Origin of the sequence: Williamsia sp. 1138 (assembly GCF_002095435.2) — a bacterium.
GTDB lineage: Bacteria > Actinomycetota > Actinomycetes > Mycobacteriales > Mycobacteriaceae > Williamsia.
This window is the reverse complement of sequence record NZ_MJEJ02000051.1, coordinates 23,430-40,203: the sequence shown is the minus strand read 5'-3', so window position 1 is coordinate 40,203 and position 16,774 is coordinate 23,430. Positions and strand designations below refer to the sequence as shown.

The 16,774-nt window shown below is 65.7% G+C and carries 17 protein-coding genes; 10 read left to right on the top strand and 7 right to left on the bottom strand.

Translation table 11 applies throughout. The features are described 5' to 3' along the window. Positions 1-81 precede the first annotated feature (81 nt). A complete protein-coding gene (locus BH683_RS22350) occupies positions 82-966 on the top strand; it encodes an alpha/beta hydrolase (RefSeq protein WP_084838491.1) in 885 nt (294 codons plus the stop codon). A gap of 33 nt (positions 967-999) precedes the next feature. On the opposite strand, the gene BH683_RS22345 is transcribed toward BH683_RS22350, so the two are convergent. Together BH683_RS22345 and ppgK are read right to left on the bottom strand one after the other, a co-directional pair. Next, complete coding sequence (locus BH683_RS22345; RefSeq protein WP_084838490.1) at positions 1,000-2,382, bottom strand: RNA polymerase sigma factor; 1,383 nt, start codon at positions 2,380-2,382, stop codon at positions 1,000-1,002. Between the two features lie 141 nt (positions 2,383-2,523). Further along, positions 2,524-3,318, bottom strand: a complete 795-nt coding sequence (gene ppgK, locus BH683_RS22340) for a polyphosphate--glucose phosphotransferase (RefSeq protein WP_084838489.1) — start codon at positions 3,316-3,318, stop codon at positions 2,524-2,526. Positions 3,319-3,535: 217 nt separating this feature from the next. On the opposite strand from ppgK, the gene BH683_RS22335 reads away from it, so the two are divergent. Further along, positions 3,536-4,396, top strand: coding sequence for an inositol monophosphatase family protein (locus BH683_RS22335; RefSeq protein ID WP_210405256.1), 861 nt, complete (start codon positions 3,536-3,538; stop codon positions 4,394-4,396). A 26-nt stretch (positions 4,397-4,422) separates the two neighbouring features. Here BH683_RS22335 and cei read toward each other — a convergent pair whose 3' ends face one another. Continuing rightward, the gene (gene cei, locus BH683_RS22330; RefSeq protein WP_084838488.1) at positions 4,423-5,103 is read right to left on the bottom strand and encodes an envelope integrity protein Cei; all 681 of its coding nucleotides are present in this window, start codon (positions 5,101-5,103) and stop codon (positions 4,423-4,425) included. Between the two features lie 426 nt (positions 5,104-5,529). Between cei and BH683_RS22325 the strand changes: the two genes are divergently transcribed. Next, positions 5,530-5,829, top strand: a complete 300-nt coding sequence (locus BH683_RS22325; RefSeq protein WP_020107433.1) for a DUF4193 domain-containing protein — start codon at positions 5,530-5,532, stop codon at positions 5,827-5,829. 75 nt (positions 5,830-5,904) lie between these two features. On the opposite strand, the gene BH683_RS22320 is transcribed toward BH683_RS22325, so the two are convergent. Then, positions 5,905-6,438 carry a DUF3093 domain-containing protein gene (locus BH683_RS22320; RefSeq protein WP_246833526.1) on the bottom strand — a complete coding sequence of 178 codons (534 nt, stop codon included), beginning with the start codon at positions 6,436-6,438 and terminating at the stop codon, positions 5,905-5,907. Positions 6,439-6,460: 22 nt separating this feature from the next. On the opposite strand from BH683_RS22320, the gene dut reads away from it, so the two are divergent. Next, positions 6,461-6,964, top strand: a complete 504-nt coding sequence (gene dut, locus BH683_RS22315; protein ID WP_094647680.1) for a dUTP diphosphatase — start codon at positions 6,461-6,463, stop codon at positions 6,962-6,964. A gap of 3 nt (positions 6,965-6,967) precedes the next feature. Further along, positions 6,968-7,813, top strand: a complete 846-nt coding sequence (locus tag BH683_RS22310) for a DUF3710 domain-containing protein (protein WP_084838485.1) — start codon at positions 6,968-6,970, stop codon at positions 7,811-7,813. Here the strand turns inward: BH683_RS22310 and BH683_RS22305 are convergent. Next, positions 7,810-8,553 carry an alpha/beta hydrolase gene (locus BH683_RS22305; protein ID WP_084838684.1) on the bottom strand — a complete coding sequence of 248 codons (744 nt, stop codon included), beginning with the start codon at positions 8,551-8,553 and terminating at the stop codon, positions 7,810-7,812. The two genes, BH683_RS22310 and BH683_RS22305, sit on opposite strands and share 4 nt — an antisense overlap. Positions 8,554-8,663: 110 nt before the next feature. Here BH683_RS22305 and BH683_RS22300 point away from each other — a divergent pair, with 110 nt between their 5' ends. Continuing rightward, complete coding sequence (locus BH683_RS22300; protein ID WP_084838484.1) at positions 8,664-9,035, top strand: OB-fold nucleic acid binding domain-containing protein; 372 nt, start codon at positions 8,664-8,666, stop codon at positions 9,033-9,035. A 115-nt stretch (positions 9,036-9,150) separates the two neighbouring features. Continuing rightward, positions 9,151-9,801 (top strand): DUF3159 domain-containing protein, encoded by a 651-nt coding sequence (locus BH683_RS22295; RefSeq protein WP_084838483.1) that lies wholly within the window; start codon positions 9,151-9,153, stop codon positions 9,799-9,801. Here BH683_RS22295 and BH683_RS22290 read toward each other — a convergent pair. Beyond that, positions 9,776-10,447 carry a TrkA family potassium uptake protein gene (locus tag BH683_RS22290; protein WP_084838482.1) on the bottom strand — a complete coding sequence of 224 codons (672 nt, stop codon included), beginning with the start codon at positions 10,445-10,447 and terminating at the stop codon, positions 9,776-9,778. The genes BH683_RS22295 and BH683_RS22290 overlap by 26 nt on opposite strands. A gap of 25 nt (positions 10,448-10,472) precedes the next feature. Next, positions 10,473-11,141 (bottom strand): TrkA family potassium uptake protein, encoded by a 669-nt coding sequence (locus BH683_RS22285; protein WP_084838481.1) that lies wholly within the window; start codon positions 11,139-11,141, stop codon positions 10,473-10,475. 164 nt (positions 11,142-11,305) lie between these two features. Between BH683_RS22285 and BH683_RS22280 the strand changes: the two genes are divergently transcribed. From BH683_RS22280 to dxs, 3 genes are all read left to right on the top strand, one after another. Then, a complete protein-coding gene (locus BH683_RS22280; RefSeq protein ID WP_084838480.1) occupies positions 11,306-13,327 on the top strand; it encodes an APC family permease in 2,022 nt (673 codons plus the stop codon). After that, positions 13,324-14,700 carry a TRAM domain-containing protein gene (locus BH683_RS22275; RefSeq protein ID WP_084838479.1) on the top strand — a complete coding sequence of 459 codons (1,377 nt, stop codon included), beginning with the start codon at positions 13,324-13,326 and terminating at the stop codon, positions 14,698-14,700. The genes BH683_RS22280 and BH683_RS22275 overlap by 4 nt, the downstream gene beginning before the upstream one ends. 96 nt (positions 14,701-14,796) lie before the next feature. Next, complete coding sequence (gene dxs / locus BH683_RS22270) at positions 14,797-16,764, top strand: 1-deoxy-D-xylulose-5-phosphate synthase (RefSeq protein WP_084838478.1); 1,968 nt, start codon at positions 14,797-14,799, stop codon at positions 16,762-16,764. Positions 16,765-16,774: the final 10 nt, after the last annotated feature.

The window sequence follows — 16,774 nt, the reverse complement described above, 5'->3', positions numbered from 1 at the left end:
TCGATCGATGAGAATACGGATCAGCATGCAGTGGGGCTCTTTCGTGGTGCCCGCGCACACAGGCGTCTCGAGAGGAAACACATGTCAACAGAGTTCACGGTCCCGGCAGATCGCGGCGTTCGGATCTCGGCGGTTCGCTGGGACCCCACGTCGGAAGCCGTCGGCGTGGTGGTGCTCGTGCACGGCATGGGTGAGCACATCGGGCGGTACGAGGAAACTGCCCAGGCGCTCATCGACGACGGGTATGTGGTCTTCGGTTACGACCACCGTGGCCATGGCCGATCACGGCTGTCCGGACGCGAACTCGGAGATCTGGGCCCGGGCGGTTGGGCTGGACTCGTCTCCGACATCGGGCGCGTCGTGGACACGGCACGCGGCGAGTTCCCGGACCTGCCGCTGATCCTTCTTGCGCACAGCATGGGGTCGTTCGCGACCCAGCAGTTCCTGCTCGACGGCGGGAGTGCGAAAGTCGATGCCGTGGTTCTCAGTGGTACTGCGGCCCTGGATGGGCTCGAACCGGCCCTGGACCTCGATGCCGAGCTGGACCTGTCGATGTTCAACGCGCCGTTCGCACCTGCCCGCACCGACTTCGACTGGCTCTCCAGGGACGAGAACATCGTGGACGCGTACGTTGCCGACCCGCTCTGTGGTTTCGGAATCGATCAGGAGTCGGGCCGCGACATGTTCGTCGCCGCCCGCCGGATCGCAGAGACCGCCGCGGTGGCGACCATCCGAGCCGATCTGCCGATTCTCATCGCTGTCGGCGATCGTGACCCGGTGAACGGAGGCGGGGGACTGGTCGATCTGCTGGCAGCCCATTTCCGCGCGGGAGGTCTCGACGACGTGACGGTCCGGGTGTTCAAAGACGCCCGCCACGAGATCCTCAACGAAACCAACCGCGGCGAGGTGCGCGACGACCTTCTCGACTGGATGGCCACCGCCGTCGACAAAGGTGCCGACGAGTAGTCGGCACCTTTGATCGATGTGTCCGGGGAGTGACTAGTCCAGGTAGTCGCGCAGGACCTGTGACCGCGACGGGTGGCGCAGTTTCGACATGGTCTTCGACTCGATCTGCCGGATGCGCTCGCGGGTGACCCCGTAGACCTGGCCGATCTCGTCCAGGGTGCGCGGTTGGCCATCGGTGAGCCCGAAGCGCAGACGCACGACGCCCGCCTCCCGCTCGGACAGCGTCTCCAGCACGGACTGCAGCTGATCCTGGAGCAGCGTGAACGACACGGCGTCCACCGCGACGACGGCCTCGGAATCCTCGATGAAGTCACCGAGCTGGCTGTCACCCTCATCACCGATCGTCTGATCGAGGGAGATCGGCTCGCGCGCGTATTGCTGGATCTCCAGCACCTTCTCCGGCGTGATGTCCATTTCCTTGGCGAGCTCTTCGGGAGTGGGTTCGCGACCCAGATCCTGGAGGAGCTCACGCTGGATACGGCCGAGCTTGTTGATGACCTCGACCATGTGTACCGGGATACGGATGGTGCGGGCCTGGTCGGCCATGGCGCGGGTGATGGCCTGACGAATCCACCAGGTCGCATAGGTCGAGAACTTGTAACCCTTGGTGTAGTCGAACTTCTCGACCGCGCGGATCAGACCGAGGTTGCCCTCCTGGATGAGGTCCAGGAACGCCATCCCGCGGCCCGTGTAGCGCTTGGCGAGCGAGACGACGAGACGCAGGTTGGCCTCGAGGAGGTGGTTCTTGGCACGACCACCGTCGCGGGAGATCCACGACAGATCGCGACGCTGCGCGACGGTGAGCTTCTCGCCCGCCTCGGTGATGCGACGCATGCGTTCCGTGGCGAACAGGCCGGCCTCGATCCGCTTCGCGAGTTCGACCTCCTCCTCGGCATTGAGCAGGGCGACCTTGCCGATCTGTTTCAGGTACGCGCGAACCGAATCGGCAGAAGCTGTGAGCTCGGCATCCTTCCGGGCCTGACGGAGCGCCTCGGATTCGTCCTCGTCCCAGACGAAGTCTCCGGATGCCTTGTCCGCTGCGGACGGCTCCTCGACGTCGTCGGCTTTCTTGCCTTTGGTCTTGCCCGCGGTGACGGCCGGACCGGCGGCGTCGGCCTCGTCCTCGACGACGACCACTGCGACGTCGTCCTCGGTCAACTCGTCCTCGGGTACATCGATCTCGTCGATCGAGGGTTCGTCGAGGCCGCCGTCGTCGACGATCTCGCCGTCGACCTTCTTGACCGGCCGCTTGGCGGCAGCCTTCTTTGCAGGAGCTTTCTTGGCGGGCGCCTTCTTGGCCGCCGCCTTCTTGGCGGCTGCTTTCTTGGCGGGTGCCTTGTGCGCCGACGCTGTCACCGACTCCGATTCCGACTGCTCGGTATCCGGTTCGGTTTGGCGGGTTTTCGTGGCTGCCACGTACGACCTTTCGGGCTATCTATCGTGACACCGCACCGGTGGTTTTCGTCGCGGTGACGGTGCCACGCCGAGTCTCACTCGGCGAAGCTGGGGGCTCTGAGGTGACCGGGGTGGCCGGCCTGGATGCCATTGTAACGGCACCTACGGGCGTAACCCTGCTTCCACTGCCATAGCCGCCCCGACAATGCCGGCTGTATTTAGCAAAGTTGCCGGTACGACAGGCGTCTTGTTGGTCAGATGCGGGATCCATTTGTGTGACTTTCGGCTGATTCCACCGCCGGCGATGAACACCTCCGGCCAGAACAGCGCTTCGTAGGCCGAGAGTACTTTCGACACCTCGACCGCCCACTTGGTGTACGACATGTCCTTGTCTTCTTTGACCTTGGACGACGCCTGGTGTTCGGCTTCCTTCCCGTCGACCTCCATGTGACCGAGTTCTGTGTTCGGGATGAGCGTGCCGCCGAACATGATCGCCGAGCCGATCCCGGTACCGAACGTCAGGAGCATCACCACGCCCTTGTAGTCCTTGCCCGCGCCGTAGCGGTCCTCGGCCATGCCTGCGGCGTCGGCGTCGTTGAGGACAGAGAGCTGCCGGTCTCCGAGTTGCTCTCCGAGCAGCTTGTAGACGTCGGTGCCGATCCACCCCTTGTCGATGTTCGCCGCCGTGCGGGCGACCCCGCCGGTGATCACGGCGGGCAGGGTGACACCGACAGGTCCCTTCCAGTCGAAGTGATCGACGACCTCGCGGATACCACCGGCCACGGCCTCGGGGGTCGCGGGCTGGGGGGTGAGGACCTTGAAACGTTCTCCGACGAGATCGCCGGTGACGAGGTCGACGATTCCGCCCTTGATCCCCGAGCCGCCGACGTCGATACCGAATCCCTGCTGTGCGATGTCGGGCAGGGACTCGGTGGAAACCCCGGATTCACTGGACACGTGGACAACTCCTCAGCTCGAAGTGACGGCAACCCCCGATGGGGGCGTCGTCATTCAGGCTAGTCAGCGGGTGCCCGTTCTGCGCGACGTCCGCCGGATCGGCGTGATCAACAGACAACAACCTCCTGCCACCCGCCCGACGGAGCACGGCTTGATACGGCCCCGGCGTAGGCGGGTCGACACCGCGCGGCGACGGGACGTGTGCTCACATGTACTGGTGTCCACCACAGATCCGGTAGAGCTGACCGCTGTCGCGGTGCGGGTTGCCGAGAAGGCAGCCGAACACGTTCGCACGCGACGGCCGGAGGTGTTCGGATCTGAGGTCGTGGAAGGGTCTGTGCCGCAGGCCGTGTCGACGAAGAGCACCGACACCGATCCCGTCACCATCGTCGACACGGAATCCGAGACGCTGCTGCGTGATCTGCTGGCAGAACTGCGGCCCGGTGATGCCGTCCTCGGGGAGGAGGAGGGTGGCTCGATCGCCGTCCCCGCGGGGGTGCGATGGGTCGTGGACCCGATCGATGGCACCGTCAACTTCCTCTACGGCATCCCGGCCTACTCGGTGTCGGTCGGCGCCCAGGTGGAGGGTCGTACCGTGGCCGGCGCGGTGGTCGACGTGGCGCGCGGGATCACCTATTCGGCAACGCGCGGTGGGGGTGCTTTCTCTGACGACGGTCGTGGTCCCGTGAGATTGTCCTGCAACGTCATCGACGACGTCGGGTTGGCCCTGGTCGCGACGGGTTTCGGGTACGCCTCGTCTCGCCGATCGGTCCAGGGTTCGATGATCGCCTCGCTGTTACCGCACATCCGCGACGTGAGGCGGATCGGATCGGCAGCCCTCGATCTCTGCATGGTCGCCAGCGGAGCCGTGGACGCGCATTACGAGCACGGCCTGAGCCCATGGGACTGGGCGGCGGGTTCGTTGATCGCCGAGGAGGCGGGCGCCGTGGTGCGGATACCTGCGGCCACCTCGCGCAGTACACAGGGAGACGTGACCCTGGCGATGGCACCGGGTATTGCGAGCGAGTTGACTGCCCTGCTCACGGGCCTGGGCGCGCTGGACCCCATCCCGGTCTGAACCCGGGGGCCTGCGTCGCGTCCGCGTCAGCAGGACGTTTCGTGAACTGCTGCGATGACGGCAGGGTCGGCGCCGGTGTCGGGGTCCTGGGGGTTGGCCGCCCGGAGGGTGTCGAGGACGGCCAGTGCGTCCTGATTCTGTTCGGATTCGCTGAAGTGTTCACCTATCGACAGGTCGACCCCGTTGCCGGGACGTCCGTCGTTGACGAGTTCGGTGCACGGGGCCGCGATCCACAATGCGGCCGCAGCGGCTTTACCGGCATCGCCGAAGCGGATCTGGCCGAAGCAGTCCAGATTCTGGTCGGGGTAGAGGGTGTCGTCGCCGTAGGCGGCTTCGGGGGCGGCCTGGAAGCCGAGAGACGTCAGATCATCGAGCACGGTCTGGGCCTTGCCCTGCTCGTCGGTGGCGTTCAGGACGCGGATCTGAAAACTGGCCAGGGCCGCCGGGGGTACCTGCAGCATCTCGTCCCGGCCTGCGGTGGTCCCGACCGCGGGGGCGCCGGAATCGGGCGCCGCTGAGGGCGCGGGAGGTGGCGGGCAGTCGGTGGGCGCAGCGGTGGCCTCGGAGGTCGACAGCGCGCTGATCCACACGAGTGCGGCGATGAGCGTGAGTACCACCGCGACGATGACCGCCGGCAGGTAGCGCCGGCGGCGGAAGGGCCGGCCGCGGTCATCGGTGGGATAGCCATAGGTGATCTGGGAAACCATGGGTTCTCGAGATGCCTTCCGCCGGAGATGTGCACGAGCGAGTCAACTGTAAACGCATGCCGCCCACCGCCGGCGCCAACCGGCGTCGGGTGGCCCTGGTGTCGCAGGGTTGACTCCATGTCGTGGTCTCGGTCCCGCCGGTCCGGGAATGTTCTCGCGCCCGTGTTGTTGTTGACTCTGAGAGGCAGCTGGGCTAGGCTTCGGCCGCCTCGGATTGGATAGCTTGAAATTCGGACTACCGATCAACTGTGGCGAAAATCACAAAATCCATGCCCGACAGTGCAACGAATAGCCCTCGATGGGTCGTTGTCCCAAGGGCATTGTCGCGGACTTTGCAAAAGGGGAAGTGCGCGGCCTGTTGGGACTTTTGGAACCCGCTCACATCGGGAACCCGAAGTCGCAGGTGCTTCTACATAAGGCGGAATTATGGCAACTGATTACGATGCGCCGCGGCGCACCGAATCCGACGAGGTCTCAGAGGACTCCCTCGAAGAGCTCAAGGCGCGACGAAGTGAGGCGCAGGCGGCCTCGGTTGACGTGGACGAAGGCGACACCGCCGAATCGTTCGAACTCCCGGGCGCTGATCTGTCGGGCGAGGAACTGTCGGTGCGGGTGATCCCCAAGCAGGCCGACGAGTTCACTTGCACCAGTTGCTTCCTCGTTTATCACCGCAGCCGTCTGGCGACGGAGAACGGGAACTCCCGGATCTGCGTCGACTGCGCCTGATCGCACGGTGAATGAGGTGAATCGTCCGGTGGACTGATTCACCTCGCGCCGCGTGGGGGCGCGGCGGCAAGAAAACTATCGGCCCGAAGCCTCGGTGGCCGCGTCTGGCAAGCCCAGCGCGGCCACCAGCTTTTCCGGGTGACGGGTGCTGACCAACCAGTACGGAGTCGGGTCGTCGGGATCGTCGAGCACCAGCAACACCATCGTCTTCACCCAGAACTTGTGGACGAGAAATGCCGCCGGATCCAGCTGTCGTCCCATGGCCGCGCTCTTGGCGCTGGCCGGGATGACCGCCGCCCGGGCGATCATCGCGATCGGCAGATGCGCCTTGTGCGCGAACAACTCGTCACCGGACACCCACACCCGCGTTCTGCCCATCGACCACAGGAGCCAGATCACCAACGGGGTGAGAACGGCATACGCGATCCAGCTCAGCGTGCTCTCGTGTAGCGAGAGCTGAATCTCGTAGCCGAGGATCCCGGTGACCACGACAGCGCCGAGCCACCACCAGAGCGGTACGTGAAGGCGTTCGTCGAAATGGCCCGCGGCAGCAGTCGCCGGGGAGCCGGACGAGTCTCCGGCGGGGTCGGGTGATGGCAGAGGTGGCACGGCGCCAGCGTAGTCTTCCGGTGTGGCAACCGACCGTGGCAGCACCCCCGCCGATGTATCGACCGTGTCTTTACGGCGTCTCGACAAAGGGATCGCGGTGCCCACCCGTGCACACCCCGGCGATGCCGGTGTCGATCTGTCCAGTGCAGTCGACCTCGTACTCGAACCGGGTGAGCGACAGCTGGTTCCGACCGGGATCGCCATCGCGCTACCGGTCGGGACGGTGGGGTTGATCCACCCCCGCTCCGGACTCGCCGCGCGTGCAGGTCTGTCGATCGTGAACACCCCGGGCACGGTCGATGCGGGATACCGCGGGGAGATAAAGGTCTGTTTGATCAATCTCGACCGGCACACCCCGATCTCGATCAGTCGGGGTGACCGCATCGCGCAGCTGTTGGTGCAACGGGTCGAATTGCCGGAGATCGTCGAAGTCGACGAGTTGGACGACACGAGCCGAGGGGCCGGCGGGTACGGGTCCAGCGGTGGACACGCAATACTGGGCGCATTGGCGCCGGAGGGTAGTTGAGAGATGGCACGTGAGCGCGGTCGAGGCCGCAGAGGCGGCAGGGGTGCGCCGAGCGCGCCGGCAGAGTCCGAACCCCAGGTGATCGGAAGCGGCCAGGGACCCTACGACATCGGAGACCTGGCGCCCGAATCCCGTTTCGAGAACTCCCACCTCGACCTCGGGTCGGTACTCGTCCCCGTCGTCGAGGGCGGCCAGGTGACGGTGGAGATGTCCGCGGACCATCAGCCGCAATCGGTCTTTCTCGTCACTCCCCATGGACGCATCACCGTCGCAGCTTTCGCGGCGCCCAAATCGAGCGGGCAGTGGCGTGAGGTCGTCCTCGAGCTGACCGAATCACTGCAGACCGAAGGTGCCGAGACCGCAATCGAGACCGGATTCTGGGGCCGTGAGGTCGTGGCCACCGTGCCCGGCGGTGTCCACCGGTTCATCGGCGTCGACGGCTCGCGGTGGATGATCCGCGCCGTGGCCAGTGCGCCGACAGCAGGGGCGGAAGCGCTGGCGAAGGTGGCACGCGCGGTGGTCAGTGAGACGGTCGTCCGCCGCGGCGACGACCCACATCCGCCACGGACTCCGTTGCCGATCGTCTTGCCCCCTGTGCTCGCTGAGCAGGTCGCCGCAGCTCAGCAGGAGATGGCCGATTCGGGCCAGATGGCCGCGTCGGCCGCACCGGCACCGAATGACAGTGGGGCGCAGGCCCAGTCAGCGCAGGCCACCGTTCGGGTCCAGGGCACGCCGCCGCCGGCTCCAGCGCCCGATCCTCAGCCTGACCCGGAACCAGCAGAGAAGAAGACAGGGCCCGTCTCGAGCGGATCGGCCATGCAGCAGCTGCGAAACCGTCCGCAACGCTAGCGGTGTTGCGCGCGGTCGTGTGACGGGTCGAGAGATCGCCAGCCATCCAGCGCCCGGCGGCCGAGGATCGAAGGATCGGCGCCGAGCTCGGCCAAGGTGATGTCGGCGAGCGTCGCGATCGGGGCGTGCGCCCGCCACACCTCTGCGACCCCATGAGGGTGGACCGGATCATCGGTGGCGGCGGTGATCGCAAGCGGCACCCGCAGTCGCGAGAGCGTCTCCGCCGTCGGGGCGTGATAGTTCGAGGCCTCGGCGAGCACTGACCCGAGCTGATCGCCGATGGCACGCCACGATCTGGCCAATTCCGCGCCGAGCCATGGGGGACTGCCCGCCCGCATCTGCGAAATCGTCTCGTCGAGCCCGTGCCGGCGTAGGAGATTGAGGGTCAGGTGCGCGCTGTGTGCCGCCGGTGCGGTTGCGGGATCGCCCACCCATGGGGGTAGGGCGGCCAACACGCCCGTACAGCGCTGCGGATTGTCGATCGCCCACTGCACGGCCACGCAGGCTCCGAGAGACACCCCAGCGGCCACGATCGTGCCCCACCTCGACGCCGCGTCGTCGAGGGCACGGCGATAGCCGCTGATCAGACCATCGCCGTCCGGATCCACCGCGATGACTCTGAAGTCGGCATTCGCGAACGCCCTGGCAGCGAAATCGGCATCCGAGCCCGTTCCTGGCAGAGCTACGATCACCCGTTCGCCGCCGCGGCGGGTCGGAGATGACGGCTGGTGTTGCTGCATGGAATGATCTTGCATCGCGGGTGGAAGTCGGGTGGACAGAGGTCTACTCTGGCGTGAGCACAGACCCGTGACAACTACTAGCCCGAGCGATCGGGAAGGTGCGTAGCGCAATGACCGCAGGCGGATACCTCAAACGCCTCACCCGCAGGCTGACCGAGGATCTCGAGCAGCTCGACGCCGAGACCATCTCGCAGCAGTCTCAGCAGACCGGTGCCCAGCGCGCCTGCGACTGTTCAGCCGGAGACGAGGTCACCATGCACGGTGAGCTGCGTTCCGTGCAGACTTGTTCGAAGAGCATGAAGACGGGAATCGTCGCCGAGTTCTTCGACGGCACCGACGTCGTCACCCTCAAGTTCATCGGACGCAACCGCATCCCCGGTATCGAACCCGGCCGGACCTTGACGGTTCGTGGCCGGATCGGCGAGCACGACGGTCACAAGATCATGTTCAATCCGTACTACGAGTTGCTCGGCGAGAGCTGAGTTGGTCTTGAGAGCTCAGCAGGGAGCGGATCCGCAGTCGTCTGGCGATGGCGGTCCCGAGCTACCCGGCGATGGTCGCGGGCCAGCCGAGAGTGAGCCCGAAGCACTCACGGTGATGGAGCAGTTGGGCGGGGTCTCGGGCCTCATCTATTCGTCGGTTCCGATCGTGGTGTTCGTACCCGCGAACTCACTGTGGAATCTCACGGTCGCGATCTACGCCGCACTCGGCGTGGCATTGCTCATATTTGTCGTCCGGCTGATTCGGCGCGAACCCATCCAACCGGCCATCTCGGGTGTGATCGGTGTCGGGGTGTGCGCGTTCATCGCATACCGCACAGGGGATGCCAAAGGATTCTTCCTTTTCGGGATCTGGACCACTCTGCTGTACGCGGGGGTGTTCGTCCTGTCGATCCTGGTGCGGTGGCCGCTGGTCGGGGTCATCTGGAATGCGCTGAACGGCAACGGAACAGCCTGGCGTAAGCATCGACGCACCCTGCTTGCCTATGACATCGCCACCGCGATCTGGGCTGTGCTGTTCGGGGTCCGCTATCTGGTGCAGTCGTTTCTCTACGACCACGATCAGACCGGCGCCCTCGCAGTGGCGCGTATCGCCATGGGCTGGCCGCTGACCGCGGTCGCCGTGGTGGCCACGGTATTACTCGTCCGCTGGGCTCAGAAGAACGAGGACAGCGGCGAGACCGGCCCGGTGGGGGATCAGGCCGACCCTGCAGGCGACATCATCACGCCGGAGCCGCCGGCTCGATGATCGCTGCCCGCAATTGGGCCTCGGCCTCTGCGGGCACGATGAAGATCAACTCGTCCCCACCCTCGACGGCGTCGTCGGGTACCGGGACGATCACCCTTCCTCCGCGCAGAATCGTCACGAGCGCGGCATCCCTGGGCAACTTCAGCTTGCGGACGGGCTTGCCTGCCAGCGGAGTGTTGTCAGGGAGGGTCATCTCCACCAGGTTGGCCTGACCCTGGCGGAAGGTCATCAACCGCACGAGATCGCCGACCGACACCGCCTCCTCGACGAGCGACGCAAGCATTCGCGGGGTCGAGACGGCGACATCGACGCCCCAGTCCTCGTCGAACAACCACTCGTTACGCGGATCGTTGACCCGGGCGACGACCCTGGCGACCGCGAACTCGGTCTTCGCCAGCAGACTGACGACGAGATTCGCCTTGTCGTCGCCCGTCGCCGCGATGACAACGTTGAACTTGTGCAGCTGTACCCGCTCGAGATTGTCGAGTTCGCAGGCGTCGCCGCTGACCCACCGGGCACCGGGTACCGATTCCTCGTCGATGTGGTCCAGATTGCGCTCGAGCAGCAGGACGTCGTGAGAGTTGGCGATCAGCTCGCGAGCGATCGAACGTCCCACCGCACCGGCACCGGCTATGGCGACCTTCATGATGTTCTCCTACGTTCTGCGGTGGTCAATCGGACTCGGGCGCAACACCGGCGGCGACCGAGCGGACCTTTTCTAGATTGTCGACGAGTGCCGCGACAAAAACCTGGTCATCCTGTTGCAGAACCGCTTTGGGACCGGGAAGCAAGGGGAGTCCGAGCCGGTTGATGAAGCTCACCCGAGAACCGGTGTTCTCCTGGAAGAGGGTCACGGACGTTCCCACCCAGGATTCGTGGACGGTCAGCCGGACGATCGCGACCTCGCCCGACGGTTCCGTCCAGGCGACCTCATCGGCATCGGCCTCGCCGAGCGCGGAGATGAACCGGTCGGTCGTCCAAGGGACGGTCGCGACCGTCGGGATGCCCAGTCGCTCGTAGACTGCCGCACGCTTGGCGTCGTAGATCCGCGCCACGACCTTGGGGACGTGAAAGGTTTCTCGAGCCACCCGCGCCGCGATGATGTTCGAGTTGTCACCGGACGACACCGCGGCGAACGCGTCTGCGCCCTCGATTCCCGCGCGGCGCAGCACCTCTTGGTCGAATCCGACACCCTTGACGGTGGTGCCGCCGAAGTCGTCGGGTAGTCGGCGAAAGGCGGTCGGATCCCGGTCGATGACCGCGACGGCATGGCCTGCGGCCTGCAATTTCAAGGCCAGGTTCGCGCCGACGCGGCCACATCCCATCACCACCACACGCATGAGAACTCCTCGCTGAAATCATCCGGGTCGGCCGTCAGGTCGAGCTCCGCTCCGCTGCGTCTCGGCACTCTGGTCGAGCTCCGCTCCGCTGCGTCTCGGCACTCTGGTGAACGCTACCGCCACCCACGTAGCTATACGGCACGGCAGGCCCTATTGTTTGCCTGGTGTCAAAGGTGTCCAAGGCCTCTACGGCGACAAAACGACTGCTTCTGGGCAGGCCGTTCCGCAGTGACACCCTCGGTCATACGTTGCTGCCGAAGAGGATCGCGCTCCCGGTGTTCGCCTCGGATGCGATGTCGTCGGTTGCCTACGCGCCGCAGGAGATCTTTCTCGTCCTGTCGGTGGCCGGTTTGTCCGCTTACACGTACACGCCCTGGATCGGTCTCGCCGTCGCGCTGGTGATGGTGGTCGTGGTGGCCAGCTACCGACAGAACGTGCATGCCTACCCTTCGGGTGGTGGCGATTACGAGGTTGCCACCACCAACCTCGGGCCTACCGCCGGTCTGACGGTGGGAAGCGCCCTGCTCGTGGACTACGTGCTGACCGTGGCGGTGTCGATCGCGTCGGCGGCGGAGAACATCGGTTCAGCCGTGCCGTTCGTGCAGACCCACAAGGTGCTCTTCTGCGTGTTCGCCATCGTCCTGCTCACCTCCATCAATCTGCGAGGACTGCGCGAATCCGGGACCGCGTTCGCCATTCCCACCTACGCCTTCATCGTCGGCATGGTCGCGATGCTGGTCTGGGGGTTCCTCCGGGTGTACGTATTCGGCGACGACATCCACTCAGAAACAGCGGGTTATGAGATCAAGGCGGAGCAGGATCACCTGATCGGGATCGCCTTCGTGTTCCTGATTGCGCGCGCCTTCTCTTCCGGATGCGCGGCCCTGACCGGGGTCGAGGCGATCAGCAACGGCGTACCTGCGTTTCAGAAGCCCAAATCGCGGAACGCGGCGACGACGCTGTTGCTCCTGGGCTCGATCTCGATCGTGTTGTTGATGGGCATCATCCTGCTGGCCAAGGAAATCGGCGTGAAATATGTGTCGAACCCGGCCAAGGACCTGATCGGGGCGCCGGAGGGATACGAGCAGAAGTCGCTGATCGCCCAGATCGCCCACGCGGTGTTCGGCGGGTTCACCCCCGGCTTCTACTTCGTGACCGTGGTCACCGCACTGATCCTCGTCCTGGCCGCGAACACCGCTTTCAACGGGTTCCCGGTGCTGGGTTCGGTGCTCGCCCAAGATCGTTACCTGCCACGACAGTTGCACACCCGCGGTGACCGTCTGGCCTTCTCGAACGGAATCCTGTTCCTGGCGGCCGCGGCGATCGCCTTCATCGTTGCCTTCGGCGCCGAGGTCACCGCGCTGATCCAGCTCTACATCGTCGGGGTCTTCGTGTCGTTCACCCTGAGTCAGATCGGGATGGTGAAGCACTGGACTCGGCATCTGAAGACCGAACGCGATCCGAGCGCGCGAGCACGAATGGTCCGGTCCCGCATCATCAACACCATCGGCCTGCTCATGACCGGATCGGTGTTGATCATCGTCCTGATCACCAAGTTCCTTGCGGGGGCGTGGATCGCGATCGTCGCAATGGTCGCCATCTTCGGGCTTATGAAACTCATTCACCGCCACTACGCATCGGTGCAGGCAGAGCTGGACAACTCCGATTACGAGGCAGTACTGCCGAGTCGTACCCATTCGATCGTGCTGGTCTCGACCCTGCATCTGCCGAGTCGGCGTGCGCTCGCCTTTGCCCGCGCGACACGTCCTGACAAGCTCGAAGCGGTGACGGTGAATGTCGATGATCGCGACACCCGAAAGCTCGTGGCGCAATGGGAAGATAGTGACATCACGGTGCCGTTGAAAGTGATCGCGTCGCCGTATCGAGAGGTCACCCGGCCCGTCATCGACTACGTCCGCCGGTTGCGCCGCGAATCGCCGCGTGACGTGGTGACGGTGTTCATCCCCGAATACGTGGTCGGGCATTGGTGGGAGCAGATCCTGCACAACCAATCCGCGTTGCGACTCAAAGGTCGACTGCTGTTCGAACCAGGGGTGATGGTGACGTCGGTACCGTGGCAGTTGAGTTCGTCTGATCGACGCAAACGCGACCGCACCTACATCGCCCCGGGAGACACCCGCCGTGGTGTGGGAACGCTTCCCGGCGAACGAAATGATCCGCAGTGACCGAGACGCCAGCATCCCGCCCGAAAACGACCGAAAACAGTTGGTTCGGCACCGAATTCGAGCTCGTCACCGAGCGGCTCGGTCACGGTGGCGTGTGCGTCGGACGCCACGACGGCAGAGTCGTGTTCGTCCGCCATGCCCTACCGGGTGAGCGGCTGCGGGTGCGGGTGTCGGAGGACCGGGGCAAGGGCTTCGTCCGCGCCGAGATCACCGAGATCGTGGAGGCATCAGGACATCGCATCGAAGCGGCCTGTCCGGCCGGGGCGCCAGGCGGTGGTGCGGGATGCTGCGATCTATCTCACACGACGGGATCCCATGCCCGCGAGCTGAAGTCGGGCGTGCTCAGCGAGCTGCTGAGTCGGATGGGTGGGGTGCAGTGGGAGGGCGAGGTCCGTTCGCTGGACCCTGCCGCCGGGGACGAACCAGAAACCGGGTGGCGGGTCCGGGAACGCCTGGTCGTCGACAGCGCTGGTGTCGCGGGAATGCATGCCTTTCAATCGCATTCGGTGATCCGCCGGCTCGATTGCGCGCAGCCGCTGCCGGGTTTGCTCGATGGCATCGAACTCCTCGAAGGCCTGCAACCCGGGGCGGACCTGGTGGTCACCGCGGGAGACGACGGGGTCCGGCACATCGCCTCGATCGCCGGCCTCGCCCCGGCCGGCGACGTGCGCCGGGCGCGCCGCACCCGAACACCGTCCGGGGGTAGGCGAAAGGTCCAGCGCGACCGCGCCCAGCGTTCTGCCGCTCGCGACGAGGCGATACTCGCGGGGGGACCCACCGTGCGGCGCACCGTCGCCGGACGGAGTTGGGAGTTGCCCATCACCGGCTTCTGGCAGGCGCACCGTTTCGCGGCCGCCGGGTACGGCACCGCAGTGCGAACGCTGCTGCGAGACGCGGGCCTACCGCGATCTGTGGTCGTGTGGGACCTGTACGGAGGCGCGGGAGTGCTGGCCGGTGCCGCGATCGACGAGAACGACGAGGCGCGAGGGACCGCTCGGGTCCACATCGTCGAGGCGGACGCCGCCGCGGTTGCCGCGGCACAACAAACGTTTGCCGATGATCATCGGGTGCAGGTGCACCGCGGGAATGTGGCAACCTCGCTCGGCGCTCTGCCTGCGCCGGACGTGGTGATCCTCGACCCACCGCGAGCGGGCGCCGGCCGGGCGGTCGTGGAGCAGGTGGTCGCCGCGGCCCCGTCCTACGTCATCGCGGTCGGGTGTGATCCGGCGACATTCGCACGTGACCTGAGCGACTACATCCGTGGTGGGTACGAGGTGGTCACACTTCTCGGCTACGACGCATTCCCGCTGACTCACCACCTGGAGGCGATCGCACTGCTGCGCCCATCCTCCGCTCCGGCTCCGGGTCCGTAGACTGGGTAGCCACGCGTCCGCCGCAGCCCGGCGGGTGCACCGCGGCAGACCGGTAGTTCGTCGGCGTCGCCGCCCACCTGAGAGGACACCAGAGAGATGAGCGTGCTGGATTCGGTCGATTCGCCATCCGATCTGCGCGAGTTGACCCTCCCGCAGATGCACGAGCTGGCCCAGGAGATCCGCGATTTCCTGATCGCCAAGGTCTCGGCGACCGGCGGACATCTGGGACCCAATCTCGGCGTGGTCGAACTCACCCTTGCCCTGCACCGGGTCTTCGATTCGCCGAACGACGCACTCCTCTTCGACACCGGCCACCAGTGCTACGTGCACAAGATCGTCACCGGCCGCAAAGGAGGATTCGACACCCTCCGCCAGCGCGACGGCCTGACCGGGTACCAGGAACGCGCAGAGAGCGAGCACGACTGGGTCGAGTCCTCGCACGCCTCGGCCGCTTTGTCTTATGCGGATGGGCTGGCCAAGGCATTCGAACTGGCGGGCGAGAGCCGGCACGTCGTCCCGGTGGTCGGCGACGGCGCGCTGACCGGAGGAATGTGCTGGGAAGCGCTCAACAACATCGCGGGCGGAGATCGCCCCATGGTCATCGTCGTCAACGACAACGGCCGCTCGTACGCGCCGACCATCGGTGGTTTCGCGCGGCACCTCTCGGGACTGCGACTGCAGCCTGGCTACGAGCGCGTTCTCGACGAGGGGCGGCGCGCGGTCCTCAAGATGCCGTTGTTCGGTGCGCTGGCGTATTCGGCACTGCACGGTCTCAAGACCGGGATCAAAGATGCGCTCGCCCCGCAGGCGATGTTCACCGATCTGGGCATCAAATACGTCGGACCCGTCGACGGACACGATCAGGAGGCGCTGGAGAAGGCGCTGCAGCGGGCGAAGTCCTTCGGGGGATCGGTCATCGTGCACACCGTCACCCGAAAGGGGATGGGTTACCACCACGCCGAGAACGATGTCGCCGATCAGATGCACTCGACCGGCATCATCGATCCGGCCACCGGCAAATCGACGAGTGTGCCCGCGCCGGATTGGACGTCGGTGTTCTCCGCCGCGCTGATCGAGGCCGGTAGCCGCCGCAAAGACGTCGTCGCGATCACCGCGGCGATGCCGGGTCCGACGGGTCTCGCACCGTTCGGAGAACGCTTCCCCGACCGCATGTTCGACGTCGGGATCGCCGAACAGCACGCACTCACCTCGGCCGCCGGTCTGGCGCTGGGCGGACTCCATCCTGTTGTCGCCATCTACTCCACCTTTCTCAACCGCGCCTTCGATCAATTGCTGATGGACGTGGCGCTGCTGCGGCAACCCGTCACGCTGGTCCTGGACCGTGCAGGAGTCACCGGACCGGATGGTCCCAGCCACAACGGGATGTGGGATCTCTCACTCATGTCGATCGTGCCCGGCATGCGAGTGGCTGCCCCGCGGGATTCGGTGCGACTGCGAGAAGAGCTCGCCGAGGCCCTCGACGTGAACGACGGACCCACCGCGCTTCGCTTCCCGAAGGGTGCGGTACCTGAGGACATCCGCGCCATCGAACGGCTCGGCGACGGCACAGATGTTCTCGCGGCACCGTCTCGCGGGGACGACTGCGATGTTCTGATCGTCGCTGTCGGTCCGTTCGCCTCGCTTGCCATCGACACCGCTGCACGCCTTGCCCAGCAGGGGATCGGGGCCACGGTCGTCGACCCACGATGGGTGTTGCCGGTGCCGGAATCCATTGTCGAATTGGCCGCCACCCACCGACTCGTGGTCACCGTGGAAGACGGTGGAGTCCACGGCGGCGTGGGTTCGTCGGTGTCGGAGAAGCTGCGCAGCGCCGGGGTGTCCACACCCGTGCGCGACGTGGGTATCGCACAGGAGTTCCTCTCACCCGCTTCGCGCAATCAGATACTCGATCAGCTGGGTCTCACCGCCCAGGACGTCGCTCGGGCGATCACGGCCATGGTGTCGGGGATGCAGCCGCCGCTGTCGTCGTCAGATGAGAGCGATCTCGTTCGCGGAGAAAACAATTCGCGACAGGCCTCGGATCAGCAGGCGCTTCCCGAGTAGCCGACCGGAT

Coding starts and splice junctions, on each gene's coding strand:
- BH683_RS22310 (WP_084838485.1), top strand. CDS start 6,968: ATGGCACGTGAGCGCGGTCGAGGCCGCAGAGGCGGCAGGGGTGCGCCG.
- cei (WP_084838488.1), bottom strand. CDS start 5,103: ATGGTTTCCCAGATCACCTATGGCTATCCCACCGATGACCGCGGCCGG.
- BH683_RS22300 (WP_084838484.1), top strand. CDS start 8,664: ATGACCGCAGGCGGATACCTCAAACGCCTCACCCGCAGGCTGACCGAG.
- BH683_RS22295 (WP_084838483.1), top strand. CDS start 9,151: ATGGAGCAGTTGGGCGGGGTCTCGGGCCTCATCTATTCGTCGGTTCCG.
- BH683_RS22290 (WP_084838482.1), bottom strand. CDS start 10,447: ATGAAGGTCGCCATAGCCGGTGCCGGTGCGGTGGGACGTTCGATCGCT.
- BH683_RS22325 (WP_020107433.1), top strand. CDS start 5,530: ATGGCAACTGATTACGATGCGCCGCGGCGCACCGAATCCGACGAGGTC.
- BH683_RS22305 (WP_084838684.1), bottom strand. CDS start 8,553: ATGCAGCAACACCAGCCGTCATCTCCGACCCGCCGCGGCGGCGAACGG.
- dxs (WP_084838478.1), top strand. CDS start 14,797: ATGAGCGTGCTGGATTCGGTCGATTCGCCATCCGATCTGCGCGAGTTG.
- BH683_RS22285 (WP_084838481.1), bottom strand. CDS start 11,141: ATGCGTGTGGTGGTGATGGGATGTGGCCGCGTCGGCGCGAACCTGGCC.
- BH683_RS22350 (WP_084838491.1), top strand. CDS start 82: ATGTCAACAGAGTTCACGGTCCCGGCAGATCGCGGCGTTCGGATCTCG.